This window comes from Streptomyces sp. ALI-76-A (assembly GCF_030287445.1).
Taxonomy (GTDB): Bacteria; Actinomycetota; Actinomycetes; order Streptomycetales; family Streptomycetaceae; genus Streptomyces.
In genome coordinates, this window is the sequence record NZ_JASVWB010000002.1 from 5,581,198 (window position 1) to 5,607,174 (window position 25,977).

A 25,977-nucleotide genomic window follows, 5' to 3' on the forward strand; every position below is an offset into this window, starting at 1 on the left:
CCTCGAATTCACTGCGTACGCTCCTGAATATGGATATGCACACTGTGGTGGTGGGGACAGGCGGGGTCACCGCGTCCGACGTTCTCGCCGTGGCGCGCGCGGGCGCCCGGGTCCAGCTCTCCGACGAGGCGGTCGCGGCCCTCGCCGCCGCTCGCACGATCGTGGACCAGCTCGCGGCCAAGCCCGACCCGGTCTACGGCGTGAGCACCGGCTTCGGCGCCCTGGCGACCCGGCACATCAGCCCGGAGCTGCGGGCCCAGCTCCAGCGCAACATCGTCCGCTCGCACGCGGCCGGCATGGGGCCGCGGGTCGAGCGCGAGGTCGTGCGCGCCCTGATGTTCCTGCGGCTGAAGACCCTCTGCTCCGGGCACACCGGCGTCCGCCCCGAGGTCGCGCGGACCATGGCCGACGTCCTGAACGCCGGCATCACCCCGGTCGTGCACGAGTACGGCTCCCTCGGCTGCTCCGGCGACCTGGCCCCGCTGTCCCACTGCGCCCTCACGCTCCTGGGGGAGGGCGACGCCGAGGGCCCGGACGGGACCGTACGCCCCGCCGGCGAGCTCCTCGCCGAGCACGGCATCGCCCCCGTCGAACTGCGCGAGAAGGAGGGCCTCGCGCTCCTCAACGGCACCGACGGCATGCTCGGCATGCTGGTCATGGCCCTGGCCGACCTGGACACGCTCTACACGTCCGCCGACATCACGGCCGCCCTGTCGCTGGAGGCCCTTCTCGGCACCGACAAGGTCCTCGCCCCGGAGCTGCACGCCATCCGCCCGCACCCGGGTCAGGCGGCGGCCGCCGCCAACATGCTGGCGGTGCTGGCGGGTTCGGAACTCACCGGGCACCACCAGGACGACGCGCCCCGCGTCCAGGACGCCTACTCCGTGCGCTGCGCCCCGCAGGTCGCCGGCGCCGGACGGGACACGCTCGCGCACGCCCGGCTGGTGGCCGAGCGGGAGCTCGCCTCGGCGGTCGACAACCCGGTCGTCCTGCCCGACGGCCGCGTGGAGTCCAACGGGAACTTCCACGGCGCGCCGGTGGCCTACGTCCTCGACTTCCTCGCCATCGCCGCCGCCGACCTGGCCTCCATCGCCGAACGCCGCACCGACCGGCTGCTCGACAAGAACCGCAGCCACGGGCTGCCGCCGTTCCTCGCCGACGACCCCGGCGTCGACTCGGGTCTGATGATCGCCCAGTACACGCAGGCAGCCCTGGTCAGCGAGATGAAGCGGCTCGCCGTACCGGCGTCCGCGGACTCGATCCCGTCCTCCGCGATGCAGGAGGACCACGTCTCCATGGGCTGGTCGGCCGCCCGCAAGCTGCGCACCGCCGTCGACAACCTCAGCCGGGTCATCGCCGTCGAGCTGTACGCCGCCACGCGCGCCGTCGAGCTGCGCGAAGGGCCGGCCCCGTCGCCGGCCTCCCGGGCGGTCGTCGAGGCCGTACGGAAGGCGGGGGTGCGCGGGCCCGGTCCGGACCGGTTCCTGTCGCCCGACCTGGCCGCGGCGGACGCGTTCGTCCGCGAGGGGCGGCTGGTCGCGGCGGCGGAGACGGTCACCGGGCCGCTGCGGTAGCCGTACCCGACGTCGAGGGGCCCGCGCCGGTGTGCGGCGGGGCCCCTCGACGCTCGGTGCGTCACTTGAGCCTGGCCGCCTGGGCGGTCACGATCTCGGCGGGCACGCTGAACTTCGTCTCCTTGCCGCCCAGGGCGGCGAGGCTGAGCGAGTAGTACGTGGCCACGGTGGAGCCGTGCCGCACGACCTGCGCGTGGACGGTCGCCTCGCCACCGCCGTCGACCGCGCCGTTCACCGCGAACGCCACCGACTCGCCGGTGGCCGCGGTGGACTTCTCCTCGGTGACCTTGGTGAACTTCTGGGTGTCCTGGCCCTTCGCCGAGACCGTGAACCCGCCCGCGCAGCCCTTGACCGCGTCGGTGACGGCCGTCATCGTCTTCGCGGCGCCGTCGCCCTCGTGGGAGGAGAGGGAGACGAAGGTGATGGTGGCGCCGAGGGCGTCCTCGAGCGCGCCCGCGGGGTCCTCGGTCTCGGCGGCTGTGATCTCCTCGGCCGCGGGGCTGGCCATCCGCTTGACGTACGCGCTCTCGTCACCCGGCGCGAACCCGGTGAGCACGTACGCGATCGGTTCGCACGCGGCGTCCTCCACCGTCACCTGGTCCTTGGACGCGGCGAACTCGTCCGTGCTGTCGGCGGAGTCGACGTCGTAGCCGTCGACGTCGGCCTTCGCGATGATCAGCTTCTCCAGCTCGGCGGTGCTGAGCGTCTTCGCGGCCGTCGTGGGCGAGGAGGAGGTGCCCGGGTCCTCCGCCGTGTCCGCGTCGTCGGAACCTCCGCCGCACCCGGTGACGAGGGCGAGTGACAGCACGCTCACGGTGGCCGTGGCGCCTATGCGCGCCCTCGATGATCTCTTCATGTGCGGACTATGGAGGTTTCGTCAAGAAAACGTCAAGTCCGTTTAGAAACCGAGGCGTTCGCGGCGAACCGAGTAGGCCACGAAGCCGGCGCCCAGGGTGAGGAACAGGGTTCCGCCGACGACGTACGGCGTGGTGTCGAAGCTGCCGGTGTCGGCGAGCCGGACGTCGTCCCCGGTCGTCGAGGAGGTCTCGGTCGTGGCCCGCGCCTGGGTGGTGACCTGGGACGTCGGGGCCGCCGAGGGCTGCGTTCTCACCGATTGGTCGTCTGTCGCGTTCGCGGACGGGACGAACCACAGGGCACCCAGCAGGGTCCCCGCGGCGGTGGCGGTCAGCAACGGACGGCGAGCGGATGACACGGAATATCGATCCCCTTGTGGTGCTGGCGAATTGGCCGTGTGGGGCGATGTTAGTGAAAGGCGCGGGTCACAGGAAAGTCACGGGAGCGATGCGCCGTACTCTCCGGGCATGAGCACTCCAGAGACATCACGTTTTGTACGCCTTCGCGTGGAACTCGTCCTAGAGGTCGAGGACGCGGGCGCCGTCACCGGGGCCGCGCTGGGGCGGATCGCGGACGACGCAGAGATGCCGGCCGAGGAGCGGAAGCACGCCGAGAGCGCTGTGACGGAAGACACCGCGGAGGCCCTCGCGTATCTCGTGGACCCGTTCGACCTGGTCAGGACGGTCCCGGGGGTGGAACTCGCGCAGGCCTCCTGGTCCAGCGAGCAGATCGAGTACGACCCCGATTCGCCGGACTGGGACCTCGACGAGGATGATGACGGCGAGGATGACGAAGAAGAGGCGGTCGGCTGAACCGGCTTGGGGAAAACAACTGACCCCGGGCGGCAACCGCCGCCCGGGGTTTCGTCGTCTCAGGGGGCGCACGGCCCGATATCCGCACCACCCGCCGCGGCGGACGTGGTGTGCCCCACACATCTGAGACATGTGGAACGGGACGAACCGGTCGTAGCGTTGAAGTTTCACTAACGGGGACTCTCAGGGTTCTGGGATTTTCGGCAACGATGGAGAAGCGTGTGATGACGGTCGGTAAGCGGCGCAGGGGCCTGACGGTCGCGTCCGCACTGCTCGGCGGTGTGCTGGTGCTCTCGGCGTGTTCCGGTGGCGGCGACGACGCCTCCGCGAACGACGGCGGCGACAGCTCACAGGCCAGGGTCGACGAGGCCGCGGCGAAGAAGACCTCCGAGGCCCAGATCAAGATCACACCCGCGGACGGCTCGGACAACGCCTCGATCAACAACTCGGCCGCCGTCACCGTGAGCAAGGGCACGCTCACCGAGGTGACGATGACGACCTCCGACGGCACCGAGGTCAGCGGCGAGATATCCGCGGACCGGACCAGCTGGAAGCCCACCGCCCAGCTGGAGCGGTCGACCAGTTACAAGCTGGCGGCGGAGGCCAAGGACTCCGAGGGCCGCATCGCCCACGAGAACGCCTCCTTCACCACGGTCTCCCCGGCCAACAGCTTCATCGGCACGTTCACGCCGGACGACGGCGCCACCGTCGGCGTCGGCATGCCGGTGTCGATCAACTTCGACAAGGCGATCACCAACAAGGCGGCGGTCCAGAAGGGCATCACCGTCTCCTCCACCAGCGGGCAGGAGGTGGTCTGCCACTGGTTCAACGCCAACCGCATGGACTGCCGGCCCGAGGACTACTGGCAGGAGAACTCCACCGTCACGCTGAAGCTCGCGCTCGACGGTGTCGAGGGCGCCTCCGGTGTCTACGGCGTCCAGCAGAAGACGGTCACCTTCAAGACCGGCCGCAACCAGGTCACGTACGTCGACGCGAAGACCAAGCAGATGAAGGTCACGCAGGACGGCAAGACGGTCAAGACCATCCCGATCTCCGCCGGTTCGCCCGACAACAAGACGTACGAGGGCCAGATGGTGATCTCCGAGAAGTTCAAGGAGACCCGGATGAACGGCGCGACGGTCGGCTTCACCGACGACGACGGCAAGGGCGAGTACGACATCAAGGACGTGCCGCACGCCATGCGTCTGACCACCTCCGGCACCTTCGTGCACGGCAACTACTGGGGCGCCGACTCCATCTTCGGCAGCGTCAACACCAGCCACGGCTGCGTGGGCCTGAACGACACCAAGGGCGCCGACGACCCGAACACCGAGGGCGCGTGGTTCTACAACAACTCGATCATCGGTGACGTCGTGGTCGTCCAGAACACCGGCGACAAGACGGTCTCGCCGGACAACGGCCTGAACGGCTGGAACATGGACTGGGCGCAGTGGAAGGCCGGTTCGGCGGTCTGACCGACCCTCGGTTCACAGCGTTGCGATGCCGCCCCCCAGGGGCGGCATCGGTGTTTCCGGGGCCGGCCACAGCCTTCTCGTCCTTCTCTTACGTCGGCCTTATCCCCTCATCACGCGCCGTACCTAGTGCCTGCCACGGCACTAGCTTGCGGCCATGTTCTTCACCTACCTGAGGCGCGAGCTGCGCCGCCGCAGAAGGAACCGAAGGTGCTGCTCGCCGACGAACCCACCGGAAACCTCTCCGAAAGGGCGACATCACGGTCAAGGAGAACGCCGTTCCGTAGCGGGTCCGTTCGCTCCCGGCGCGTTCCTGGTGGCCGAGGACCGGCGCTTACCCGACGATCGTGTAACAGACCCTTCCTGTCAGGCACCTGTCCCTTGAGGTGGCTGATCACCCCCCGGCATACTGCGTGCTCCGGGGGGTGTACGTCTTTGCGTGCGAGATTGCCCCCGCCCGGGTGAATCGGGGAATTCGCCCGGTCCTTCTGCAAGGGGGAAACTTGCGCAGACAAGTGAAAAGAGTGGGCGCGGCCACCGTCGCCACGGCCGCCGCCGTCGCCCTCGCCGCGGGCATGACCAGCCCCGCGTCGGCGAAGCCCGAGCAGCGCACGACCGGCGCTGCCCAGCTCACGTCCCACCACCGCATCACCCTCATCACGGGTGACCGCGTCTCCGTCGACTCCAAGGGCCAGGTCGTCGGCCTGGAGCGGGCGGAAGGACGCAAGCACATACCCGTCCAGATCCGCAAGGTCGACGGGCACACCCTGGTGATACCGGCCGACGCGGCCCGGCTGGTCGCCACCGGCAAGCTCGACCAGCGGCTCTTCGACATCACCGAGCTCAACAAGTCGGCGACCCGCGCCTCCCAGAAGAACGGCCTGAAGGTCATCGTCGGCTACAAGGGAGCCGCGGCCGCCACCAAGGCCGACGTCCGTGACGCGGGCACCCTGCGCCGGACCCTGACGTCCCTGAACGCGGACGCCGTACAGGCCCCGCACGCGGACGCGCCCGAACTGTGGGACGCGGTCACCAACGGCGACAAGACGGCCTCCGGCATCGCGCACGTCTGGCTCGACGGTGTCCGCAAGGCCACCCTCGACAAGTCCGTGGCGCAGATCGGCGCCCCCAAGGCGTGGGCCGCCGGCTACGACGGCAAGGGCATCAAGATCGCCGTCCTGGACACGGGTGTCGACGCCACCCACCCGGACCTGAAGAACCAGGTGATCGCGGCCAAGAACTTCACGGCGGCCGCCGACGCCACCGACAAGGTCGGCCACGGCACGCACGTCGCGTCCATCGCGGCGGGCACCGGGGCCAAGTCAGGCGGCAAGTACAAGGGTGTCGCACCCGGCGCCCAGGTCCTGAACGGCAAGGTCCTCGACGACACGGGCTCCGGTGACGACTCCGGCATCCTCGCCGGCATGGAGTGGGCGGCCGAGCAGGGCGCCCAGGTCGTCAACCTCAGCCTCGGCGGCACGGACACGCCCGAGGTGGACCCGCTGGAGGCGGCGGTCAACAAGCTGTCCGCCGACAAGGGCATCCTGTTCGCCATCGCGGCGGGCAACTCCGGTCCGGAGTCGGTCGGTTCGCCGGGCAGCGCGGACGCCGCGCTCACCGTCGGCGCCGTCGACGACAAGGACCTCCTCGCCTCCTTCTCCAGCACGGGCCCGCGGCTCGGCGACGGCGCCATCAAGCCGGACGTCACCGCGCCGGGCGTGGACATCACGGCCGCGTCCGCCAAGGGCAGCCAGATCGAGCAGGAGGTCGGCGAGAAGCCGGCCGGCTACCTGTCCATCTCCGGTACGTCGATGGCGACCCCGCACGTGGCCGGTGCCGCCGCGATCCTCAAGCAGCAGCACCCGGACTGGACGTACGCCGAACTCAAGGGCGCGCTGACCGCGTCCACGAAGGGCGGCAAGTACACCCCGTTCCAGCAGGGTTCGGGCCGCGTCCAGGTCGACAAGGCGATCAAGCAGACCGTGATCGCCGAGCCGGTGTCGGTGAGCTTCGGCACCCAGCAGTGGCCGCACACCGACGACAAGCCGGTCACCAAGGCGCTGACGTACCGCAACCTCGGTACGAAGGACGTCACGCTGACCCTGTCGGCGACCGCCACCAACCCCAAGGGCCAGGCGGCTCCCGCGGGCTTCTTCAAGCTCGCCGCGACCCAGGTGACCGTCCCCGCGGGCGGCAAGGCGTCCGTGGACGTCACCGTCAACACCAAGCTGGGCGGCACCCTCGACGGCGCGTACTCCGCGTACGTGACGGCCACCGGCGGCGGGCAGAGCGTCCGTACGGCCGCGGCGGTCAACCGTGAGGTGCAGTCCTACGACGTCACCGTCAAGCACATCGGCCGTGACGGGCAGCCGACGGACGGCCACAACACCGTCCTCCTCGGCTACTCGGGCCTGGGCAACGGCCGCCAGTACCAGGTGCCGACGACCGGCGCCGGCACCACCACGATGCGGGTGCCCCAGGGCACGTACCTGCTGGACGCCTGGATCGCGAAGGACTTCGTGAACCTGGAGGGCGGCCTCGACTGGCTGGTCCAGCCGAAGCTGAGCGTCACCAAGAACACCTCGGTGACGATCGACGCCCGCAAGGCCAAGGCGGCGAACATCACGGTGCCGGACGCGCAGGCCAAGGCGACCGCCGCGATGGTCAACTACTTCTACGAGCCGGCCGACATCGGCATCGGCTTCGGCCTCGAGTCCTTCGCCGACGTACGGCTGGCCCACCTGGGAGCGGAGGTCCCCACCGGCCTCTCGCAGACCTGGAACGGCCAGTGGACCAAGGGCGCGAACGCCGAGTACGACGTGGCCACCACCGCCAAGGTCAAGAAGATCCAGGGTGACAAGGTCCGTCACTTCAAGGCGAGCGAGCTCGCCGCGGTGAAGAACAACCTGGGTGCCGCCGCCCCCGGCAAGACCGGCGGGCTCGTCACCTGGGGCGTGTTCCCCGAGGAACTGGTGCTGGGCTTCCCGGTGGAGCAGAAGCTGCCGGGTGCGCGCACGCTGTACCTCTCGACGTCCGACAAGATCAAGTGGTCCTTGGACTTCGAGCAGTACGCCGGCAAGGACGCGGACGGCTTCCCGATCGTCGACGCGTACTACACGCTGGGTGCCCCGCAGACCTTCAAGGGCGGCCAGAAGTACACGAAGACCTTCAACACCGCGGTCTTCGGCCCGCATCTGAACGCCGAGTACGGCCTGGTCCGCGAGGGCAACGACATCTACGGCAGCCTGCCGCTGTTCGCCGACGGGGCCGGGCACGCCGGCTCGTCCGACTTCACGTCGGTCGCCACGTCGCTCTACCGCAACGGCGCCAAGGTCGGCACCAACGACGACCCGCTGTTCGGCGAGGACGTCTTCAAGGTCCCGGCCGGTGACGCCGAGTACAAGCTGACCACCTCGGTCAAGCGGAGCGTCAAGGTCGCCGCCGCCTCCACCCGGATCGACGCGAGCTGGACCTTCCGTTCGAAGAAGCCGACCGGCTCGGACCCGGTCAAGCTGCCGGCCTCCATGGTCCGCTTCAACGCCAAGACCGGTCTGGACTCCAAGGTCGAGGCGGGCAGGACGGTGTCGATCCCGGTCACCGTCGAGGGCGCGGCCAAGGGCTCCAACCTCAAGTCCCTCGCGGTCTACGTGTCGTACGACTACGGCCAGACCTGGAAGAAGACCGAGGTCAAGAGCGGCAAGATCACCGTGAAGAACCCGGCGAAGGGGAAGGCCATCTCCTTCCACGCCAAGATCGCCGACAAGAAGGGCAACAAGTCGACGATCTCGATCTACAACGCGTACTACGGGAAGTGAACCCGTACGACGCTGAGTAGGCCGTGAGCGACAGGCCCGCCGGAGGCACAGCCTCCGGCGGGCCTGTCGTGTTGTGTGGGCACATGACGACTCAGACGGTCGAGTACATCCGGTACCACATACCCGCCGCGCGGTCGGCGGAGTTCCTGTCCGCCTACACCCGCGCCGCCCTCCGGCTGGCGGCGGCACCCCAGTGCGTCGACTACGAACTCGCCCGCTGCGAGGAGGACTTCGAGCACTTCGTCCTGCGCATCAGGTGGACCTCGACCGAGGACCACCTGGAGGGGTTCCGCACCTCGGAACTGTTCGCCGACTTCCTCGCCGAGATCCGCCCCTACATCCCCAGCATCCAGGAGATGCGCCACTACAGGCCGACCGCGGTCCGCGGCACCGGCTCCGCCGTGCCGACCCTCTACGACTGGGCGGGCGGCGCGGAGGCGTTCGCCCGTCTGACGTCGGTCTTCTACGAGAAGGTCCTGCGGGACGAGGTGCTGGCGCCGGTCTTCGAGGACCTCGCCCCCGAGCACACCCAGCACGTGGCGCTGTGGCTCGCCGAGGTCTTCGGCGGCCCGCCCGGCTACTCCGAGACCCAGGGCGGCCACGGCCACATGGTGGCCAAGCACATGGGCCGGGGCATCACCGAGCCGCAGCGGCGCCGCTGGGTGAACCTGATCCAGGACGCGGCCGACGAGGCGGGCCTGCCCACGGACGCCGAGTTCCGCTCGGCCTTCCTCGCCTACGTGGAGTGGGGCACCCGCCTGGCCGTCCACTTCTCCGGCCCGGACGCGAAGCCGCCGGCGGAACAGCCGGTACCCCGGTGGAACTGGGGAGCGGCGCCGCCGTACCAGGGCTGAGCCGGGAGCGCGCCGGGGTGGCGGGGCGCCCGGACCGGGCGCCCCTCACCACCGGTGGGCCGGTGCCCTCAGGCCGACGGTGCCGACGTGCCCGCCCGGGTCGCGTCCGCCCCCCAGCTGGCCAGCAGCCGCAGCGCCTGCGCCGACGGCGACCCCGGCTCGGCGTGGTACGTCACCAGGGTCTGGTCCTGGTCGCCGACCGCACCGAACGACTCGAAGTTGAGGTCGAGGTCGCCGACGAGCGAGTGCCGCAGCCGCTTGACCCCGTGGTTCTTCTCCTTGACGTCATGGGTGGCCCACAGCCGCCTGAACTCCTCGCTCTTCACGGACAGCTCGCCCACCAGGGCGGACAGCCGCGGGTCGTCCGGATGGCAGCCGGCGTCCATGCGCAGCGCGCAGACGATGTCGATCGCCTTCTGCTCCCAGTCCACGAACAGATCGCGGTACGCGGGCCGCAGGAACACCATCCGCGCCCAGTTGCGTTCCTGCGCCGGCAGCTCCGCCCAGTCGCCGAAGACCGCCGCGGCCATCCGGTTCCAGGCCAGGATGTCCGAGCGCCGCCCCACGACGTACGCCGGAAAGCCGTCCATCGAGTCCAGCAGCGTACGCAGGGCACCCCGCACCTGCTGGGTGCGGGCGGCCGGCTTCTTCTTGTGCTGCTTCGGCTTCGCCAGATGCGTCAGGTGCGCGTGCTCGGCGTCGGTCAGCCGCAGCGCGCGGGCGATCGAGTCGAGGACCTCCGCGGACACGTTCCGCCCGTTGCCCTGCTCCAGGCGTGTGTAGTACGCCACGGACACCCCGGCCAGCTGCGCCAGCTCCTCCCGGCGCAGCCCCGGAACGCGGCGGTGCCGGCCGAAGTCCGGCAGCCCCACGTCCTCCGGCTTCAGCCGGGCCCGCCGGGTGCGCAGGAACTCGCTCAGCTCGGCCCGCCGGTCCAGGGCCCCGCCGACGGGCTCCGGTGACGCCGATTCGGGGTGTTCGTCCATGCCTCAAGTATTCACGGTCGTACGCCCACCATCCTGACCCCGCCAGTAGTAGGCACGGCAAACGTACGCAAAGCCGTGGCCTGGGTGAAAGTTCACTCATGGGGCAGGCTGGACCTGTGCCCGGCCGGAAGGCAGCCGGGCACGCAACCCCCGCTAGGAGAACTTCGGCATGACCACTGTTGCTGCGTACGCCGCACCCGCCGCCAAGGCTCCGCTGGAGCGCACCACCATCGAGCGCCGCGCGGTCCGCGAGTTCGATGTGCTGATCGACATCAAGTTCGCGGGCATCTGCCACTCGGACATCCACCAGGCACAGGAGGGCTGGGGCGAGGCGATCTTCCCGATGGTCCCCGGCCACGAGATCGCCGGTGTCGTCTCCGAGGTCGGCCCCGGTGTCACCAAGTTCCAGGTCGGCGACCGCGTGGGCGTCGGCTGCATGGTCGACTCCTGCCGCGAGTGCGAGAACTGCCGGGCCGGCCGGGAGCAGTACTGCGTCCAGGGCAACGTGCCCACGTACAACGGCATCGGCAGGGACGGAGAGCCGACCTACGGCGGCTACTCGGAGAAGGTCGTCGTCGACGAGAACTACGTCGTCCGCGTCCCCGACGGCCTGTCCCTCGACGTCGCCGCGCCCCTGCTGTGCGCCGGCATCACCCTGTACTCCCCGCTGAAGCGCTGGAGCGCCGGCCCCGGCAAGAAGGTCGCGATCGTCGGCATGGGCGGCCTCGGCCACATGGGCGTGAAGATCGCCCACGCGCTCGGCGCCGAGGTGACCGTGCTGTCGCAGTCGCTGCGCAAGAAGGACGACGGCCTGAAGCTGGGCGCCGACCACTACTACGCCACCAGCGACGAGAACACCTTCAAGGAGCTGGCCGGCACGTTCGACGTGGTCGTCTCGACGGTGTCGGCCCCGCTGGACTTCAACAGCTACCTCGCGCTGCTGAAGACGGAGGGCGCCCTGGTGAACGTGGGCGCCCCCGAGGAGCCGATCTCCCTCAACCTCTTCTCGGTGATAGGCGGCGGCAAGACCCTCGCCGGTTCCATGATCGGCGGCATCGCGGAGACCCAGGAGATGCTGGACTTCTGCGCCGAGCACCACCTCGGCGCGGAGATCGAGCTGATCGCCGCGTCCGAGATCAACGAGGCGTACGAGCGGGTGCAGAACAGCGATGTGCGCTACCGGTTCGTGATCGACACGGCGACGATCTGACCGACCTGGTCGTATCGGCGAAGGGCCCCGGGTGTTCCGGGGCCCTTCGCCGTTCCGGGGCGTTTCACCGAGCCGCTGTTCGGGGCCGGTCACCGTGTCACCGCCCCGGCCCGTCATCCCCGCAGGTGGGCGAGGAGTTCCTCCGCGAGGGGATACGGGCGTTCCCGCGGCAGCAGCCGGGCTGCGGAGTCCAGGTCACCACCGCCGACGAGGGCACGGATCTCGTGGGCGAGCGGGGTCACGTCGCGGATGGCGACCGTCCATTCGTCCGCGTAGCGCCGTACGGCCTCGCCGGAGAGCCCGAGTTGCAGGGACCGGTACGGAAGGGCCCGCAGGCGCAGGTCCCGCTCGGGGTCCCACTGCACGCGAGCCGGCGCCCGCTTCACCTGACGCTGCCAGGCGGCCCGGTCGGGGTGCAGCCCGCGGACATAGCTCGAAAGACACGCGTGGCGCAGCGCCCACTCGAACCCGTCACGGCTGATGTCGACGGCGAGCACGGTCTCCTGCCCCTCCTTCGCCCCCCAGCCGCAGCGGTACATCATCCACAGGAACGAGGGCTTGATCCACGTCATCCTGTCCCGCTTCCAGGCGACGGGGAAACGGCCCTCGCGGACAGCGGCCAGGCCGATGCGCGGCGGATAGGCCTGGTAGACGGTGATCGTGGACTCCGCGTGGGCCGCGCGGATCTCGCGTTCGGGTTGTTCCATGGCGTACAGCGTGGGGCCGGCCACCTCGGCCGGCCACTGATTATCGACCGCCCGTCACGGGGGCGCGCGCCGCCCACGCCGCTCGCTGGGGCCGGTGACCGGCGACCGCGGGGGCCGGCCGGACGGGCGGGCGCGGAATCGGCTGGGGCCCTCACGCGTTGAGGAGCGTGGAAGGGTATGCCGGTGGTGTGCGAGCCGAGTAGCCCGAGTGAGCGAGCTGACAGATGGGGAGGGCCGCAATGGCCGCGCAGACACAGAGGGCCGTGCTGGCGGGCGGATGCTTCTGGGGGATGGAGGAGCTGATCCGCCGGCTTCCGGGCGTGACGGCGACCCGGGTGGGATACACCGGGGGTGACGTGCCGAACGCGACGTACCGCGACCACGGCACGCACGCGGAGGCCATCGAGATCCTCTTCGACCCCGAGCGGACCGACTACCGCGCGCTCCTGGAGTTCTTCTTCCAGATCCACGACCCGAGCACGAAGAACCGCCAGGGCAACGACATCGGCCTCAGCTACCGCTCGGCGATCTACTACGTGGACGACGAGCAGAAGCGGATCGCCGAGGACACGATCGCGGACGTGGACGCCTCCGGCCTGTGGCCGGGCAAGGTCGTCACCGAGGTCGAGCCGGTCGGCCCCTTCTGGGAGGCCGAGCCCGAGCACCAGGACTACCTACAGCGCTATCCGAACGGCTACACCTGCCACTTCCCGCGCCCGGGATGGCGGCTGCCCGCCCGCGCCGAGGGCTGACGGCGCGCTGACCGCGAGGCGGCCCGGCGGGAGGCAGACAGGACTGCCCGGCACGGGGCGCCGCGCCGGCCGCGCTGGGCGCAGGGGACCGGGGACTTCGCCCCGGGCCCCCGGCGGGAGGTCGCGGGAGATCCGTCACCGCGCCTCGCGCAGCCGGCGCAGGTAGGTCGCGGTGAGCGCGACGGCACGCTCTCCGTCGTGCGACAGCTCCACCAGGGCACGGGAGGCCGTGCTCCCCGGGATGTCCGCCAGCGCCTGGGTCAGTCGTACGCGTGCGGGTGCCTCGGTGGTGTGGTGGGCGAGGTGGCCGACGAGACCGGTGGCGATGCGGTCCGCCGTCGCGGTGTCGCCCGCCAGCATGCTCAGCGCATCGGCCGCGTCGGTGTCGTTCCGTCCCGCCACGATCATGTCGATGAGTACCGGGACCACATCGGCCACTCCACGCGTCCCGAGCGCCAGCGCCGCCTGGCCGCGGACCACGACATCCGGATGCGCGAGGGCCTCCCGGAGCCGGGCGGTGGCCTCGTCGCCGGGCATCTCGGCGAGGGACCGGACGGCGCGCTCCCGCGTCGCGGCCACCGGTGAGCCGAGGCCCTGCGCCAGCAGTGCCGTGCCGCCGTCGCCCGATCGGGCCAGCGCCCACCGAAGGGCTCCGGCGACGTTCGGGTCCGACTCCCTCAGCACCGCCTCGACCAGGGCCTCCACCGGCACCGGAACCTCGTCGACCGAGGAGAGGGCCGCGCGCTGGCGCGCGGCAGCGCTCTTGGACCCGAGCGCCTGGAGGAAGGCGACGGCCTGGAGGACGTCCTCCCAGCCGGCGGGTTCCGCGGCGTCGATCCGGCGGAGCCGGGTGAGCAGCTCGGTCTCGGCCGCGATGCGTTCGCGGGTCTGACGGATGAGGTCGTCCACGAGCACCGAGGGCGTGAAGCCGGGATCGTCGAGCGCGCGTCCGATCTCCCGCAGCGACAGTCCCAGCGACCTCAGGCTCTCGATGTGGAAGATCCGCCGGATGTCCTCGCCGGAGTACTCCCGGTAGCCGGAGCCCGTACGCCCTGAGGGGCGCAGCAGGCCCAGCGACTCGTAGTGCCTGAGCATGCGGGCACTGACCCCGGACCGCCGCGCCACCTCACCGATCAACACGGTCTATCGTCCCTCCTGGCCGGACCCGCCGAGGGCGACAACGCGCTTCGCCTCCTCGACCGCGAACTCGAATCCGGCGTCCGGGTCGCGCAGCAGCCCTTCCGTGGCGAGCGCGTGCGTGCGCACACGCCGGTCAGGGGCCGTCGCCGCGGCACGCAGAGCCGGCAGTACGACCTCGCCCAGCGCGACCAGGGCCCGGCTGAGGCTCAGCCGCGTCTCCCGCTCACCGCGCCCGAGCTGCGTCGCCAGCACCGCGGCCAGCCCGGACTCCTCACCCTCCGGCACGAGCACGACCGCGGTCCGCCAGGCGCTGCGGGCCACCTCGTCGTCGGCGTCGCACAGGAGCGCCCGGGTGATGGCCGGCCACGCCCGCCGGTCCCCGATCTTGGACAGCGTGTGCAGCGCCTGACTCCGTGCCTGCGCGCGCTCCGAGCGGACTTCGCGGAGCAGCCCGGGGAGCGTCACGGCCACCGGGTGGCGGGTGAGCGCCCACGTCAGCATGTCGCGGACGAAGAACTCGGGCTCGAGCGCGCACCGCTCGACGAGCGTGTCGACGAACCGCGGATCCGGTGTCGTGCCGACCGCCAGAGCCGCCCGCAGCCGCACGGACGCACGGCCGTCCTCCAGACCCCGGAGCACTCGTGCCACCTCCGCGTCCTGTCCCGTCATGGTCACCGAGACCACCTCCTCGGCCACCAGTGAAGGCCTTGTCACCGTGTCAAGGTCAACGGACCGCCAGGGGACCCGGCACCTTCCCCGGCCTTCAGGGGCCGCCCGGGGGACGACGTGGACCGGCTCGCCGGCCACGGCCCGGTCAGCCCGGCACCCCCTCGCCCGTGTTCGCCAGGCTCAGGTCGCGCATCCGGCAGAACTCGCCCGCCGGGTCGCCCCGGTAGCGCCACGGGAGAGCGCCTACGTACCCGTCCACCAGGCGGAACTGCTCCACGGCCGCCTCGTCCCGGTCCTGGAGACACAGGTAGTACGCCAGCAGGTGGCGGACCTCCGGCAGGCGCGGGTGGGCCGGGTCGGCGGCGGCCACGTCGGTGAGGGCCGCGTCGACCAGGGCCCGCATCTCGGGCGTACGGTCGCCGTCCGCCGCGTCGGAATCGTCGTGCTCGAAGTGCGCGATCAGGGGGAACGCCGTCATCAGGCTGCCCGGCGGGGCGTCCTCGGCGGCACGCGCCGCGAACGCGCGGGCCAGCTCCTCGGAGCCGCGCCACTTGGCGCACCAGTACTGGAGGGCGGAGAAGTGCGCCTCGTAGTGGTGCGGAGCGCGCTGGGAGATCTCCTTCCACAGCCGGTCCATCTCGGAGTGCGGGGAGCCGAGGCCCAGCCCTGTCCAGATCTCGCCGATGTACGGGGTCGGGTCGCCGTCCGGGGCCAGCGCCGCCGCGCGTACGTGCTCCTCGCGGGAGCGGGCCAGCATCCGGTGGAAGCCCTCGAACTGCTCGGAGGTGGTGTACTTGGCCCGCTTGCCGCCGCGGATGTCCCACGCCAGGCGCACCGTGCTGCGGGCCCGCAGCAGCGCGGCGCCGGGGTCGTCGCGGCGGGCGGTCTCCCAGGCCAGCAGCCAGGTGTCGTCCTCGGCGGCGAGGGAGGCGAGCCGTTCGACGTGGAACGCGCGGTACTCCCAGTCGCGCTCCGTCGCCGTCACGTCGAGCAGGGCCGCGGCCGGCTGCCAGTCGCCGGACTTGGCCGCGTCGATCGCCGCGGTGAGCACGGCCGGGACCGGCGCCGCGGACTTCGTGTTCTGCCGCTCGGGCGGCAGCAGACCGAGGGCGGCGGCCGCGGCGGGCAGCTCGTACTCCCCGTCCTCGTCACCGCCTCCGCGCCAGCCCTCGACCGCGCCCTGGACGATGGCCTTGAGGAAGTACAGGCCGAGGGCGAGCAGGGGGAGCCCGATGAGGGCCAGGACGACCCAGAGGATGATCACGTCAGACCTCGGTGCTTCGCTCGTGGTGGGTGAGCAGCGCCCGCAGCGGGGCGGTGTCGGGGATGTCGGCGACCGCGGAGCCGACCGCGGCGTCCAGGTCGGCGTCGCCGCCGTCGGCGGCGGGCGGCAGATGCGGGATCGCGGAGCGCTCCCAGGAGAACTCCCAGCGCACCAGGGAGCGGGCACTGAGCTCGGCCAGGGCCATGGTGGTCAGGGACGCGTGCAGGGTGGGCCGCACGAACTCGCGGAAGGCGCGGCCGTTAGCGGCGGCCGCCTGGTCCGACAGGGGCAGCCGTCTCGCCAGCTGCCACAGCTGCCCGTCCTCGATCACCGCGAGCAGCGCGGGCAGGGTCGGCTGCCGCTCGGTGTACGCGACGAACGCCCGGTGCAGGGGCGTACCGCTGGAGGCGAGCGACTCCGCCATCGTGCGGTCGAGCAGTTCCTGCCAGTCGCGGACGCGCCCGAAGCGGCGCACCTCGTCCGCCAGGACCGCGTCCTCCAGGGCCGCCAGGGTCCGCTCGGGGTCGGACAGGAGGTCGAGGGCCGCGCCCAGGGCCTCGTCAGCGCGCCCGTCGTCGGGCAGCTCCTCGATACGGCGGACCCGGTCGGCGATGGGCGGGTGCGAGTCGTACGGCGAGAGGGCCTCGGTGGGCAACTCCGTGCGCAGACCGGCCAGTTCGAGGCGGCGGGCGCTCAGCATCCGGCCGAAGCCGCCGAACACCTCGCCGCGTGGCGGCAGCAGACCCGTGTCCGAGCCCAGGGTGGCGTAGCCGCTCATGTAGAACCCGAACGCCGCGTCCAGCACGGGGATCTCGCGCAGCGCCGACGCGGTGGCGTCCCGGCCGCTGATCCGGGCGGCCGCGGCGTCGGCGGCGTACTCCTGGCGCCGGGAGACGGCGAGCGTGGCGCGGAAGTACAGCTTGGCGTACGCGATGTAGATCTTCGCCATCATGCGGTACGTGACGCCCGCGTGACCGGTGCCGACCTCCTTGGCCCGCTTGCCCTTCGCCTGGGCCTTGGCGTTCTTCTTCTCCTGCCGGGCCCGCTCGCGCGCCGCCGTCCTGTCGGCCCGCTGCTCGAAGTGCGTGATGGTGCGCAGCACCTGGGCACGGCCGCGCACGGTGAGGGCGGCCAGCCGGGTGTCGGCGTTCGAGTAGTGGCCCAGTTCATGGGCGAGGACCGCCCGCAGCTGCGCCTCGGACAGGCCCTGGAGCAGGGGTACGCCGAGGTGGAGGTGACGGGGCCCGGGCAGCAGGCCGAGCAGGCGGGTGTCCTCGGCCACGGCGGCGTTCACGTCGGCCGTCAGGACGATCCGGGACGGGGCGCGGGTGCCGACCTCGTCGGCCATCTCCCGTACGGTGCGCCACAGTCCGGGCTCGTCGGTCTCCGTGACGGGCAGGCCCGCCGCTTCCTCCTCCCGCGGTGTGCGCAGCATGAACAGGCCGCGCACCAGCGGGATCGCCAGCAGTACGGAGACCACGTACAGCTTCACGGCGACACTGGCCGGCGCGTACCGGTACAGCAGCAGGTCGGTGCCGACGAGTGCCGTCAGCAGGAACACGCCGAGCAGATAGAAGCCGGCGAGCAGCACGAGAGCGCGCACAGCGCGCAGAGTCGCGCCCATTGGGCAGAGTCCCCCCACGGGAAAGTCACAGGAACGGAAAGCGCTCACACGGTCGTACGGCGGGGCCGCGACCGGTGGATGTGGGGGGAAGCGGAGTATCGCTCACCGGCGGCGGGCGTGGCAAGACGTGATCATGAAGGGCGATGGCCCGGGCCGGCTCAGTGGGGCAGGGTCGCCGGGCTGCCGCCGTTCGCCTCGTAGCCCGCGACCGCCAGGGCGCGGTAGACGGTGAACTCCGCGGCGGGGTCGGCGGACAGGGTCCAGGGCAGGGCGCCGACATGGCCGTCGATGTGGATGAGCTGGCTCATGGCCTCCGCCCAGCGCTCGGAGCGGACCAGGAAGAAGACCAGCAGGTGGCGGACGTGCGCCAGCATCGGGTCGTCGGGACGGGAGGAGTGCACGGCGTGCAGTGCGCCGTGGATCGCCCTCGTGACGACCTCGCTCTGGTAGAAACCGCTGACCAGGTTCACCTCGGGCAGGTGCTCGAAGACCGCGAAGAGGGGTATGGCGGCCAGCAGCGAGCCCCGGGGAGCACGGGCGGCGGCGGCTTCGGCGAAGCTGTACGCGAGTTCCCGCGAGCCGTGCCACTTCTCGCACCAGTAGTGGAGCGCGGCCAGGTGCGCCCCCATGTGGTCCGGCGCCCGGTCCAGGATCTTCAGCCAGAGCTGCTCGAACTCGGCCCGGGGATAGGCCAGTCCACGCGCCACCGAGAGCTCGATGATGTACGGGATCGGGTCTCCGGGGGCCAGCAGCGCCGCGTCGCCGCACGCCGCCCGGGCCTCCTCCATGATGATCCGGAACTCGTCCGTGCCGGGTGCCGACGTCCGCCATGCCTGCTGGACCAGGAACTCCGCGTGCACCGCCGCGCCGCCCGCGTCCTTGGGCGCCTCCGTCCGCCACACCCGCAGCCACTGGCCGCCCGGTGTCTCGCTGACCCCGCCGGGCCGCTGCCGCAGCTCCAGCGACGCGGCGCCCGCGAAGGCCTGCACGCGCTGCCAGCGCAGCTCGCCCTCCTGCTCGGTGCCGGCCAGGAGCTGAGCGGCGCCGCGGTAGTCCTGGGTGCGCTGCACCAGGTCCAGGACGTCCAGCAGGTCCTGGTCGGGGCCGGGCATGCGGATGTCCAGCTCCTCCTGCTGCGCGAACCCGTAGTTCGCGGGGTCCGCGGCGTCCGGATGGCCCGGATGGACCTGCTCGATCATGCCGCGCCGGCGCCGCAGGAAGGGGAGCAGCACGAAGCCGAGCATGACCAGCGCCATGAGGACCCAGAGAATTTCCATGTCTCAAGGGTTCCAGACGCCGCCGACAATTGGCCAACCCGGTCGGCGGCCTGTGGAAAACTTTCGCCGACCCGCCCGCACGGCCGTCCGCCGACCCGCCCGCACGGCCGTGCGTGGCCTGCTCGCATGGCCGTCCGCCGACCCGCCGCAGGGCCGTGCGTCGGCCTGTCGGCACACCCTCCGCCGCCCTGCCCCCGCAGCCTCCGCCGCTCTGCCCCCGCAGCCTCCCCCCGCCCCGCCCCCGCAGCCTCCGCCGCCCCGTCGCCGCGCTTTCCGTCGGCCCGTCGCCGCAGGCCAACGCCGGGCTTCCGCACGGGCACGCCGCCTCTCCCGCCCCCCTTGGCGGCCCCGTCGCCCACCGCCCGCATTGCCGCCCCCGACCCGCCGTCCGGCATTCGCCCCGCCGGCGCATTACCCTCGGTGCGCATGAGCGACAGGCACACCAGTCAGCACTTCGAGACCCTGGCGATCCACGCGGGCAACACCGCGGATCCCCTCACCGGCGCGGTCGTCCCGCCCATCTACCAGGTCTCGACCTACAAGCAGGACGGCGTCGGAGGCCTGCGCGGCGGCTACGAGTACAGCCGCAGCGCCAACCCGACACGCACCGCACTGGAGGAGAACCTCGCCGCCCTGGAGGGCGGGCGCCGAGGCCTCGCGTTCGCGTCCGGCCTGGCGGCCGAGGACTGCCTGCTGCGTACGCTGCTCAGCCCCGGCGACCACGTGGTCATCCCGAACGACGCGTACGGCGGCACGTTCCGCCTGTTCGCCAAGGTCGTCTCCCGGTGGGGTGTGGAGTGGTCGGTCGCCGACAGCGCCGATCCCGCGGCCGTCCGGGCCGCCATCACCCCGAAGACCAAGGCCGTGTGGGTGGAGACCCCCTCCAACCCGCTGCTCGGGATCACCGACATCGCCGCCGTCGCCCAGGTCGCCCATGACGTGGGCGCCCGGCTCGTCGTGGACAACACCTTCGCCACGCCGTACCTCCAGCAGCCGCTGGCGCTCGGCGCGGACGTCGTCGTGCACTCGCTGACCAAGTACATGGGCGGCCACTCGGACGTCGTCGGCGGCGCGCTGATCGTCAGCGACCCGGAGCTGGGGGAGGAACTGGCGTACCACCAGAACGCGATGGGCGCGGTCGCCGGGCCCTTCGACTCCTGGCTGGTGCTGCGCGGCACGAAGACGCTGTCGGTGCGGATGGACCGGCACAGCGAGAACGCCACGAAGATCGCCGACATGCTGACCCGGCACGCGCGCGTGACGAAGGTGCTGTACCCGGGGCTGCCGGAGCACCCCGGTCACGAGGTCGCGGCCAAGCAGATGCGCGCGTTCGGCGGCATGGTCTCCTTCCAGGTCGAGGGTGGCGAGGAGGCGGCCGTGGAGGTCTGCAACCGCGCCGAGGTGTTCACGCTCGGTGAGTCCCTGGGCGGCGTCGAGTCGCTGATCGAGCACCCCGGGCTCATGACGCACGCCTCCGTGGCCGGTTCGGCGCTGGAGGTGCCCGCCGACCTCGTGCGCCTCTCCGTGGGGATCGAGAACGTCGAGGACCTGCTGGAGGACCTGCGCCAGGCGCTCGGCTAGGCACCCGGAGGGCGCCCGGTGCCCACCAGCGCGTGCCCGGTGCTCACCCGTCCCTGAGCGGTGCTCACCAGTCCCTCAGCGGTGGAGTCGTCTCGGAGGGCGGCTCCACCCAGGGCTCCGCCATCACCGCCCACACCACGAACGCCACGGCCGCGGCGCACAGCAGCAGCCACAGCAGGCGGCGGGCGGCCCTCCTGCGGCGCAGCATCCGGCCGCCGCGTCGCACGGCCTCCGCGTAGAGCTCCGGCGGCACCGGCGGCGGCGCCGCCTCCAGGATCCGCCGCACGGCGGCCTCCCGTCGTGGCTCGCTCATGCCGGTCGCCACCCGCCCTCGCCGGCCCGCGTCACGACGGTGCCACCTTCGCGCCGATCGCCGCGGGGGCCGGACCCCGGGGCGGGTGCAGCAGGGTCGTGACCGCGCGGTCGCAGATCGTCCGGACCCGTTCCGGGGAGAGGCCGAGCAGGGCCGCCGCCTGCTCCTCGGCGACGCCCTCGTACAGGCGCAGCACCAGGATCAGGCGTTCGGACGGGCTGAGGCGGGCCAGGGCGCCGGGGCGGGACGGGCGGGACCGGCCGGGGAAGCCGTACCGGTGCCAGGCCCCGCGGGCGAAACGGGTGGCCAGGCACAGGCGGGCCCGGTCGTACGGGTCCTCGCCGCGCAACCGGTCCCAGGACGCGTACGTCTGCGCGAGGACCGGCGTCAACAGGCGCCGCGCGCGCGGGTTGTCGCGCGGGTCCTCCGCGGTGAGCAGGGTGGCGGCGTGCAGCAGCCGCCCGCCCGCACCGGCCACGAACGCGTGGAACTCCCGGGCCCGCCGGGCATCCTGGGCCGTCTGCCGTTCTCGCACCGTGCCTCCCGCCTGAGGGAGATCCTGAGGAACAACGAGCCGGGCCCCGGCCGCCCACGGCGTCACATACGGGAGCGGTGCGTGTGGCGCGTACGGCGTCCGGAATCGCGGTGGACCGGGGGCCCGGTCTCATCTGAGGCCAGCGGCGGCCCGTCGGTCAAGAGCCGCGCAGCGCCGGGTACGGCCGGCCCCGGAACGGCAGGGCACGCGCGCGTGGCCGCGCCGTTCACAGGCTGCCGTCGTTCGGGAGGACGCCTGTTCGGGAAGGAGCCGTTCAGGAGGCCGGCGGCGGCTCCGCGACCGGTACGCCCTGGGCCGCCATCCGGGAGGACAGGGCGCTGTTGAAACGGGTGAGGAGCGTGCAGAACGCCTCGCGCTCCTCCGGCGCCCAGTCGTGTGTCAGCTCGGCCATCAGCTGACGCCTCGACGAACGCACCTCCTCGAGCCGCGACTGCCCGCGCGGGGAGAGCTGGAGCACCACGGCGCGCCCGTCCTCGGGGTGCGAGGTCCGCTTGACCAGCCCGGTGTCGACGAGGGGAGCCACCTGCCGGGTGACCGTCGAGGAGTCGATCCCCATGCTCGCGGCGAGCGCCTTGACGCCCATCGGGCCTTCCTTGTCGAGCCGGTTGAGCAGCAGGTACGCGGCCCGGTCCATGGAGTTGCGGACCTGCCCCACTCCGCCGAGCCGGGTCTGTTCGGCACGACGGGCGAACACCGCCACCTCGTGCTGGAGCGTGTCGAGGAGACCGATGTCACCGACGGTCGTCATGTCCATCGACATTTCAGGTGTTGTGGGCATGGCCGGGGGCTCACTTCATGAAGGGGGGCGCTGGGTTGGGGGACAGGGTACGCGGCCGGGACGCGGACCGTACCGGCGCTGTGCAAACCAGTCTCGGAGGTTGGTCACAGCGGTGGTCCACCCGTATGAACTGCGAGACTTGACCCATGAACTACCGCGAGGCCCAGCCCGTCCCGCCGGTCACGCTCGACGACGTGCGCGGTGCTCAGAAGATGCTCTCGGGCGTGGCGCGGGTGACCGCGATGGAGGGCAGCCGGTACCTCAGCCGGCTGGTGGGAGCGCCGGTGCACTTCAAGTGCGAGAACCTCCAGCGGACGGGATCGTTCAAGCTGCGCGGTGCCTACGTCCGGATCGCCGGACTGCTGCCGGAGGAGCGGGCCGCGGGTGTGGTCGCGGCGAGCGCGGGCAACCACGCGCAGGGCGTGGCGCTGGCGTCCTCGCTGCTCGGGGTCCGCTCGACCGTGTTCATGCCGAAGGGCGCCCCGCTGCCGAAGATCAGCGCCACCCGGGAGTACGGCGCCGAGGTGCGCCTGCACGGCCAGGTGGTGGACGAGACCCTGGCCGCCGCGCAGGAGTACGCGGACGAGACCGGCGCGGTGTTGATCCATCCCTTCGACCACCCGGACGTCATCGCCGGACAGGGCACGGTCGGCCTGGAGATCCTGGAGCAGTGCCCGGAGGTGCGCACGATCGTCCTCGGGATCGGCGGTGGCGGCCTGGCGGCCGGTGTCGCGACCGCGGTCAAGGCGCTGCGGCCGGACGTGCGGATCGTGGGCGTGCAGGCGGCGGGCGCCGCCGCGTACCCGCCCTCGCTGGCGGCCGGGCGCCCGGTCTCGATCGAGAACCCGGCGACGATGGCCGACGGCATGAAGGTCGGCCGGCCCGGTGACGTGCCGTTCGGGATCATCGGCGACCTGGTCGACGAGGTGCGCACGGTGACGGAGGACGAGCTGTCCGCCGCGTTGCTGCTGTGCCTGGAGCGGGCCAAGCAGGTCGTCGAACCGGCCGGGGCCAGCCCGGTCGCGGCGCTGCTGAGCGACCCCGGCTCGATCGAGGGGCCGGTCGTCGCGCTGCTGTCCGGCGGCAACGTCGACCCGCTGCTGCTCCAGCGCATCCTGACCCACGGCATGGCCGCGCAGGGCCGCTACCTGGCCGTACGCCTGCGGCTGACGGACCGGCCGGGCGCCCTCGCGACGCTTCTGGGGGCGTTGTCAGTGGTGGACGCTAACGTCCTGGACGTGAGTCACGTACGGACCGATCCGCGGCTCGGACTCACGGAGGCGGAGGTGGAGCTGCACCTGGAGACGAAGGGGCCCACCCACTGTGCCGAAGTCGGCCAGGCCCTGCGTGCCGCGGGCTACACGGTCATCGACTGAGGCTGAGCGTCCCACGGGGCAGAATCGCAGATCAGGACCCATTCGTCACCTGATCGGGTAATTCCGTTGAGAGACGCGATACATCGCGTTAACGTGGGTCCGTGGCCTTCGCCGACCCAGCCGCCCCGGCGAAACGCACGCACACATCCCGGCTTTCCGAATCATCCCCAACGACGTGGAGACTCATATGCCAGGCGCCATCTACGCCGAAGGCCTGGTCAAGACCTTCGGTGACGTAAGGGCTCTGGACGGCGTCGACCTCGATGTCCCCGAAGGCACCGTCCTCGGTCTGCTCGGACCGAACGGCGCCGGCAAGACGACCACCGTACGCTGCCTGACCACCTTGCTGCGCCCGGACAGCGGCCGGGCCGTCGTCGCCGGCCTCGACGTGCTCAAGCAGCCCGACGCGGTGCGCCGGTCGATCGGCCTGTCCGGCCAGTTCGCCGCGGTCGACGAATACCTGACCGGCCGCGAGAACCTGCACATGGTCGGCCGGCTCTACCAGATGAAGTCCGCGGCCGCGAAGGTCCGGGCCGGTGAGCTGCTCGAGCAGTTCCACCTCGCGGACGCCGCCGACCGCCCCGCCAAGACCTACTCCGGCGGCATGCGCCGCCGGCTCGACCTGGCCGCGGCGCTGGTCGTCTCCCCGCCCGTCATGTTCATGGACGAACCGACGACCGGCCTCGACCCGCGCAACCGCCAGCAGCTGTGGGAGGTCATCAAACAGCTCGTCTCCGACGGTACGACACTGCTGCTGACCACCCAGTACCTCGAAGAGGCCGACCACCTCGCCCACGACATCGCCGTGGTCGACCAGGGCCGGGTCATCGCCCGCGGCACCTCCGACCAGCTCAAGGCCCGCACCGGCGGCGAGCGCGTCGAGGTCGTGGTGCACGAGCGGGAGCGCATCGCCACCGCCTCGGAGGTGCTGCGCGGCTTCGGCAAGGGCGACACCACCGTCGAGGAGCACATGCGCAAGATCACCGTGCCGGTCTCCGGCGGCGCGAAGCTCCTGGCCGAGGTCATCCGGGAACTGGACGTCCGCGGCATCGAGATCGACGACATCGGCCTGCGCCGCCCCACCCTGGACGACGTCTTCCTCTCCCTGACGGGCCATGCCGCCGAGACCGCGGACGAGGAGAACGGAGCCGCGGCGAACACCCGGCGCCAGGCGGACACCCAGCCCAAGAAGGAGGTCTCCGAGTGAGCGCCGTGAGCGACTCCCTGGTCATCACCCGCCGGAACCTGATCCGCATGAGCCGGATCCCGGAGATGATCATTTTCGGGCTGGTCCAGCCCATCATGTTCGTGGCGCTGTTCACCTACGTCTTCGGAGGCTCGATCCAGGTCGGCTCGTCCACCTCGACCCAGGCCTACCGCGAGTTCCTGATGGCCGGCATCTTCGCCCAGACCGTGACGTTCGCCACCGCGGGCGCCGGCGCGGGCATCGCCGACGACATGCACAAGGGACTCATCGACCGCTTTCGCTCCCTGCCCATGACGCGCGGGGCGGTGCTGACCGGCCGGACCATCGCCGACCTGGCGCAGACGGCGCTCACCCTCGTCGTCCTGGCGATCGTCGCCGTCATCGTCGGCTGGCGCACGCACGAGAACTTCGGCAAGGTGCTCGCCGGATTCGGCCTGCTCCTGTTCCTCGGATACGCGTTCTCGTGGATCGGCGCGCTGATCGGCCTGTCCGTGCGCACTCCTGAGGCGGCGACCTCGGGCGGTCTGATCTGGCTGTTCCCGCTGACGTTCATCTCGAACGCGTTCGTGGACGCGAACCAGATGCCCGCCTTCCTGGGGCACATCGCGGAGTGGAACCCGTTCAGCGCCACCGTGCAGGCGTGCCGCGAGCTGTTCGGCAACCTCCCCCCGGGCTTCCAGGCGTCCGACGCCTGGCCGATGCAGCACCCGGTGTGGGCCTCGCTGATCTGGTCGGTCGCGATCATCCTGGTCTTCCGCACCCTCGCGGTGCGCAAGTACCGCCGCGCGGACGGTTGACGGCAAGGGCGACGAAGCAGGTGGCCCCGCCGTACGTCCGGCGGAGGCCACCCGCGCTTCCCGACCTGCTACGGGGTGGTGCGGGGCGCGGTGAATGGTCCGGGTCAGGGTGTTGCCACCGGTGTCGGTGAGGCTGACGCGCAGCGAGACCGGGCCGGGCCTGGCGGGGCTGCGCAGCTTGAGCAGCCTGCCGTTCACCGCGGTGGTCTTCTTCCAGGTCCTGCCGTCGTCGCAGGAGACGGCGAAGGCCGGCTTGCGCAGCGTGGCGACCTTGGTGGCCGCGACGGTGGGCCGGCGGGCCGGTGGGGCGCACCGAGCACCTGGGCCGGTGGATCGGACCAGGCGCTTGGCCGGTCGG

General features: G+C 71.5%; 23 protein-coding genes. 11 read left to right on the forward strand and 12 right to left on the reverse strand.

Going from position 1 to position 25,977, the window contains the following annotated elements; all coding sequences use genetic code 11:
* Nucleotides 1–35: 35 nt before the first annotated feature.
* Nucleotides 36–1,574 carry a histidine ammonia-lyase gene (gene hutH / locus QQS16_RS26050; protein WP_286066454.1) on the forward strand — a complete coding sequence of 513 codons (1,539 nt, stop codon included), beginning with the start codon at nucleotides 36–38 and terminating at the stop codon, nucleotides 1,572–1,574.
* Nucleotides 1,575–1,635: 61 nt separating this feature from the next.
* Here the strand turns inward: hutH and QQS16_RS26055 are convergent, their stop codons facing one another.
* A complete protein-coding gene (locus QQS16_RS26055; protein WP_286064299.1) occupies nucleotides 1,636–2,430 on the reverse strand; it encodes a hypothetical protein in 795 nt (264 codons plus the stop codon).
* 42 nt (nucleotides 2,431–2,472) lie between these two features.
* A complete protein-coding gene (locus tag QQS16_RS26060; protein ID WP_286066455.1) occupies nucleotides 2,473–2,766 on the reverse strand; it encodes a hypothetical protein in 294 nt (97 codons plus the stop codon).
* Between the two features lie 130 nt (nucleotides 2,767–2,896).
* On the opposite strand from QQS16_RS26060, the gene QQS16_RS26065 reads away from it, so the two are divergent.
* From QQS16_RS26065 to QQS16_RS26080, 4 genes are all read left to right on the forward strand, one after another.
* The gene (locus QQS16_RS26065; protein WP_286064301.1) at nucleotides 2,897–3,241 is read left to right on the forward strand and encodes a hypothetical protein; all 345 of its coding nucleotides are present in this window, start codon (nucleotides 2,897–2,899) and stop codon (nucleotides 3,239–3,241) included.
* A gap of 224 nt (nucleotides 3,242–3,465) precedes the next feature.
* Nucleotides 3,466–4,716, forward strand: coding sequence for a L,D-transpeptidase (locus tag QQS16_RS26070; protein WP_286064302.1), 1,251 nt, complete (start codon nucleotides 3,466–3,468; stop codon nucleotides 4,714–4,716).
* Nucleotides 4,717–5,228: 512 nt separating this feature from the next.
* Nucleotides 5,229–8,528 carry a S8 family peptidase gene (locus tag QQS16_RS26075; RefSeq protein ID WP_286064303.1) on the forward strand — a complete coding sequence of 1,100 codons (3,300 nt, stop codon included), beginning with the start codon at nucleotides 5,229–5,231 and terminating at the stop codon, nucleotides 8,526–8,528.
* A gap of 83 nt (nucleotides 8,529–8,611) precedes the next feature.
* A complete protein-coding gene (locus QQS16_RS26080) occupies nucleotides 8,612–9,382 on the forward strand; it encodes a group II truncated hemoglobin (RefSeq protein WP_286064304.1) in 771 nt (256 codons plus the stop codon).
* Nucleotides 9,383–9,450: 68 nt separating this feature from the next.
* Here the strand turns inward: QQS16_RS26080 and QQS16_RS26085 are convergent, their stop codons facing one another.
* The gene (locus tag QQS16_RS26085; RefSeq protein WP_286064305.1) at nucleotides 9,451–10,368 is read right to left on the reverse strand and encodes a helix-turn-helix domain-containing protein; all 918 of its coding nucleotides are present in this window, start codon (nucleotides 10,366–10,368) and stop codon (nucleotides 9,451–9,453) included.
* Nucleotides 10,369–10,537: 169 nt separating this feature from the next.
* On the opposite strand from QQS16_RS26085, the gene QQS16_RS26090 reads away from it, so the two are divergent.
* Nucleotides 10,538–11,578 (forward strand): NAD(P)-dependent alcohol dehydrogenase, encoded by a 1,041-nt coding sequence (locus tag QQS16_RS26090; protein WP_286064306.1) that lies wholly within the window; start codon nucleotides 10,538–10,540, stop codon nucleotides 11,576–11,578.
* Between the two features lie 113 nt (nucleotides 11,579–11,691).
* Here the strand turns inward: QQS16_RS26090 and QQS16_RS26095 are convergent, their stop codons facing one another.
* A complete protein-coding gene (locus QQS16_RS26095) occupies nucleotides 11,692–12,285 on the reverse strand; it encodes a DUF4291 domain-containing protein (RefSeq protein WP_286064307.1) in 594 nt (197 codons plus the stop codon).
* 239 nt (nucleotides 12,286–12,524) lie between these two features.
* Here QQS16_RS26095 and msrA point away from each other — a divergent pair, with 239 nt between their 5' ends.
* Nucleotides 12,525–13,037 carry a peptide-methionine (S)-S-oxide reductase MsrA gene (msrA, locus tag QQS16_RS26100; RefSeq protein ID WP_286064309.1) on the forward strand — a complete coding sequence of 171 codons (513 nt, stop codon included), beginning with the start codon at nucleotides 12,525–12,527 and terminating at the stop codon, nucleotides 13,035–13,037.
* 135 nt (nucleotides 13,038–13,172) lie between these two features.
* Here the strand turns inward: msrA and QQS16_RS26105 are convergent, their stop codons facing one another.
* The 5 genes from QQS16_RS26105 to QQS16_RS26125 form a co-directional block, all read right to left on the reverse strand.
* Nucleotides 13,173–14,177: a MerR family transcriptional regulator gene (locus tag QQS16_RS26105; protein WP_286064310.1), complete on the reverse strand. Its 1,005-nt coding sequence runs from the start codon at nucleotides 14,175–14,177 to the stop codon at nucleotides 13,173–13,175.
* Between the two features lie 3 nt (nucleotides 14,178–14,180).
* Nucleotides 14,181–14,846 (reverse strand): HEAT repeat domain-containing protein, encoded by a 666-nt coding sequence (locus QQS16_RS26110; protein WP_286066456.1) that lies wholly within the window; start codon nucleotides 14,844–14,846, stop codon nucleotides 14,181–14,183.
* Nucleotides 14,847–14,991: 145 nt separating this feature from the next.
* Entirely contained in the window at nucleotides 14,992–16,110 is a 1,119-nt protein-coding gene (locus QQS16_RS26115) for a hypothetical protein (protein ID WP_286064311.1), read from the reverse strand.
* Nucleotide 16,111: 1 nt separating this feature from the next.
* Complete coding sequence (locus tag QQS16_RS26120; protein ID WP_286064312.1) at nucleotides 16,112–17,734, reverse strand: M48 family metalloprotease; 1,623 nt, start codon at nucleotides 17,732–17,734, stop codon at nucleotides 16,112–16,114.
* Nucleotides 17,735–17,892: 158 nt separating this feature from the next.
* Nucleotides 17,893–19,011 (reverse strand): hypothetical protein, encoded by a 1,119-nt coding sequence (locus QQS16_RS26125; RefSeq protein WP_286064314.1) that lies wholly within the window; start codon nucleotides 19,009–19,011, stop codon nucleotides 17,893–17,895.
* 426 nt (nucleotides 19,012–19,437) lie between these two features.
* On the opposite strand from QQS16_RS26125, the gene QQS16_RS26130 reads away from it, so the two are divergent.
* Nucleotides 19,438–20,592 carry a cystathionine gamma-synthase gene (locus QQS16_RS26130; protein ID WP_286064316.1) on the forward strand — a complete coding sequence of 385 codons (1,155 nt, stop codon included), beginning with the start codon at nucleotides 19,438–19,440 and terminating at the stop codon, nucleotides 20,590–20,592.
* Nucleotides 20,593–20,656: 64 nt separating this feature from the next.
* On the opposite strand, the gene QQS16_RS26135 is transcribed toward QQS16_RS26130, so the two are convergent.
* The 3 genes from QQS16_RS26135 to QQS16_RS26145 all read right to left on the reverse strand — a co-directional run bounded on the left by QQS16_RS26135 (nucleotide 20,657) and on the right by QQS16_RS26145 (nucleotide 22,221).
* Complete coding sequence (locus QQS16_RS26135; RefSeq protein ID WP_286064317.1) at nucleotides 20,657–20,905, reverse strand: hypothetical protein; 249 nt, start codon at nucleotides 20,903–20,905, stop codon at nucleotides 20,657–20,659.
* 31 nt (nucleotides 20,906–20,936) lie between these two features.
* A complete protein-coding gene (locus tag QQS16_RS26140) occupies nucleotides 20,937–21,440 on the reverse strand; it encodes a sigma factor-like helix-turn-helix DNA-binding protein (protein ID WP_286064319.1) in 504 nt (167 codons plus the stop codon).
* 274 nt (nucleotides 21,441–21,714) lie between these two features.
* A complete protein-coding gene (locus QQS16_RS26145) occupies nucleotides 21,715–22,221 on the reverse strand; it encodes a MarR family winged helix-turn-helix transcriptional regulator (RefSeq protein WP_286064320.1) in 507 nt (168 codons plus the stop codon).
* 164 nt (nucleotides 22,222–22,385) lie between these two features.
* Here QQS16_RS26145 and ilvA point away from each other — a divergent pair, with 164 nt between their 5' ends.
* The 3 genes from ilvA (at nucleotide 22,386) to QQS16_RS26160 (ending at nucleotide 25,619) form a co-directional block, all read left to right on the forward strand.
* Nucleotides 22,386–23,615 (forward strand): threonine ammonia-lyase, encoded by a 1,230-nt coding sequence (ilvA, locus tag QQS16_RS26150; RefSeq protein ID WP_286064322.1) that lies wholly within the window; start codon nucleotides 22,386–22,388, stop codon nucleotides 23,613–23,615.
* A gap of 187 nt (nucleotides 23,616–23,802) precedes the next feature.
* A complete protein-coding gene (locus QQS16_RS26155) occupies nucleotides 23,803–24,822 on the forward strand; it encodes an ATP-binding cassette domain-containing protein (protein WP_286064323.1) in 1,020 nt (339 codons plus the stop codon).
* Nucleotides 24,819–25,619 carry an ABC transporter permease gene (locus QQS16_RS26160; protein ID WP_286064324.1) on the forward strand — a complete coding sequence of 267 codons (801 nt, stop codon included), beginning with the start codon at nucleotides 24,819–24,821 and terminating at the stop codon, nucleotides 25,617–25,619. Before QQS16_RS26155 ends, QQS16_RS26160 begins: the two co-directional genes overlap by 4 nt.
* Nucleotides 25,620–25,977 lie beyond the last annotated feature (358 nt).

Excerpts from the sequence above, each read along its gene's own strand:
- ilvA (WP_286064322.1), top strand. The coding sequence starts at position 22,386 with ATGAACTACCGCGAGGCCCAGCCCGTCCCGCCGGTCACGCTCGACGAC.
- QQS16_RS26120 (WP_286064312.1), bottom strand. The coding sequence starts at position 17,734 with ATGGGCGCGACTCTGCGCGCTGTGCGCGCTCTCGTGCTGCTCGCCGGC.
- hutH (WP_286066454.1), top strand. The coding sequence starts at position 36 with ATGCACACTGTGGTGGTGGGGACAGGCGGGGTCACCGCGTCCGACGTT.
- QQS16_RS26135 (WP_286064317.1), bottom strand. The coding sequence starts at position 20,905 with ATGAGCGAGCCACGACGGGAGGCCGCCGTGCGGCGGATCCTGGAGGCG.
- QQS16_RS26090 (WP_286064306.1), top strand. The coding sequence starts at position 10,538 with ATGACCACTGTTGCTGCGTACGCCGCACCCGCCGCCAAGGCTCCGCTG.
- QQS16_RS26145 (WP_286064320.1), bottom strand. The coding sequence starts at position 22,221 with ATGTCGATGGACATGACGACCGTCGGTGACATCGGTCTCCTCGACACG.
- QQS16_RS26095 (WP_286064307.1), bottom strand. The coding sequence starts at position 12,285 with ATGGAACAACCCGAACGCGAGATCCGCGCGGCCCACGCGGAGTCCACG.
- QQS16_RS26080 (WP_286064304.1), top strand. The coding sequence starts at position 8,612 with ATGACGACTCAGACGGTCGAGTACATCCGGTACCACATACCCGCCGCG.
- QQS16_RS26130 (WP_286064316.1), top strand. The coding sequence starts at position 19,438 with ATGAGCGACAGGCACACCAGTCAGCACTTCGAGACCCTGGCGATCCAC.
- QQS16_RS26110 (WP_286066456.1), bottom strand. The coding sequence starts at position 14,846 with ATGACGGGACAGGACGCGGAGGTGGCACGAGTGCTCCGGGGTCTGGAG.
- msrA (WP_286064309.1), top strand. The coding sequence starts at position 12,525 with ATGGCCGCGCAGACACAGAGGGCCGTGCTGGCGGGCGGATGCTTCTGG.
- QQS16_RS26125 (WP_286064314.1), bottom strand. The coding sequence starts at position 19,011 with ATGGAAATTCTCTGGGTCCTCATGGCGCTGGTCATGCTCGGCTTCGTG.
- QQS16_RS26065 (WP_286064301.1), top strand. The coding sequence starts at position 2,897 with ATGAGCACTCCAGAGACATCACGTTTTGTACGCCTTCGCGTGGAACTC.
- QQS16_RS26070 (WP_286064302.1), top strand. The coding sequence starts at position 3,466 with ATGACGGTCGGTAAGCGGCGCAGGGGCCTGACGGTCGCGTCCGCACTG.
- QQS16_RS26155 (WP_286064323.1), top strand. The coding sequence starts at position 23,803 with ATGCCAGGCGCCATCTACGCCGAAGGCCTGGTCAAGACCTTCGGTGAC.
- QQS16_RS26055 (WP_286064299.1), bottom strand. The coding sequence starts at position 2,430 with ATGAAGAGATCATCGAGGGCGCGCATAGGCGCCACGGCCACCGTGAGC.
- QQS16_RS26085 (WP_286064305.1), bottom strand. The coding sequence starts at position 10,368 with ATGGACGAACACCCCGAATCGGCGTCACCGGAGCCCGTCGGCGGGGCC.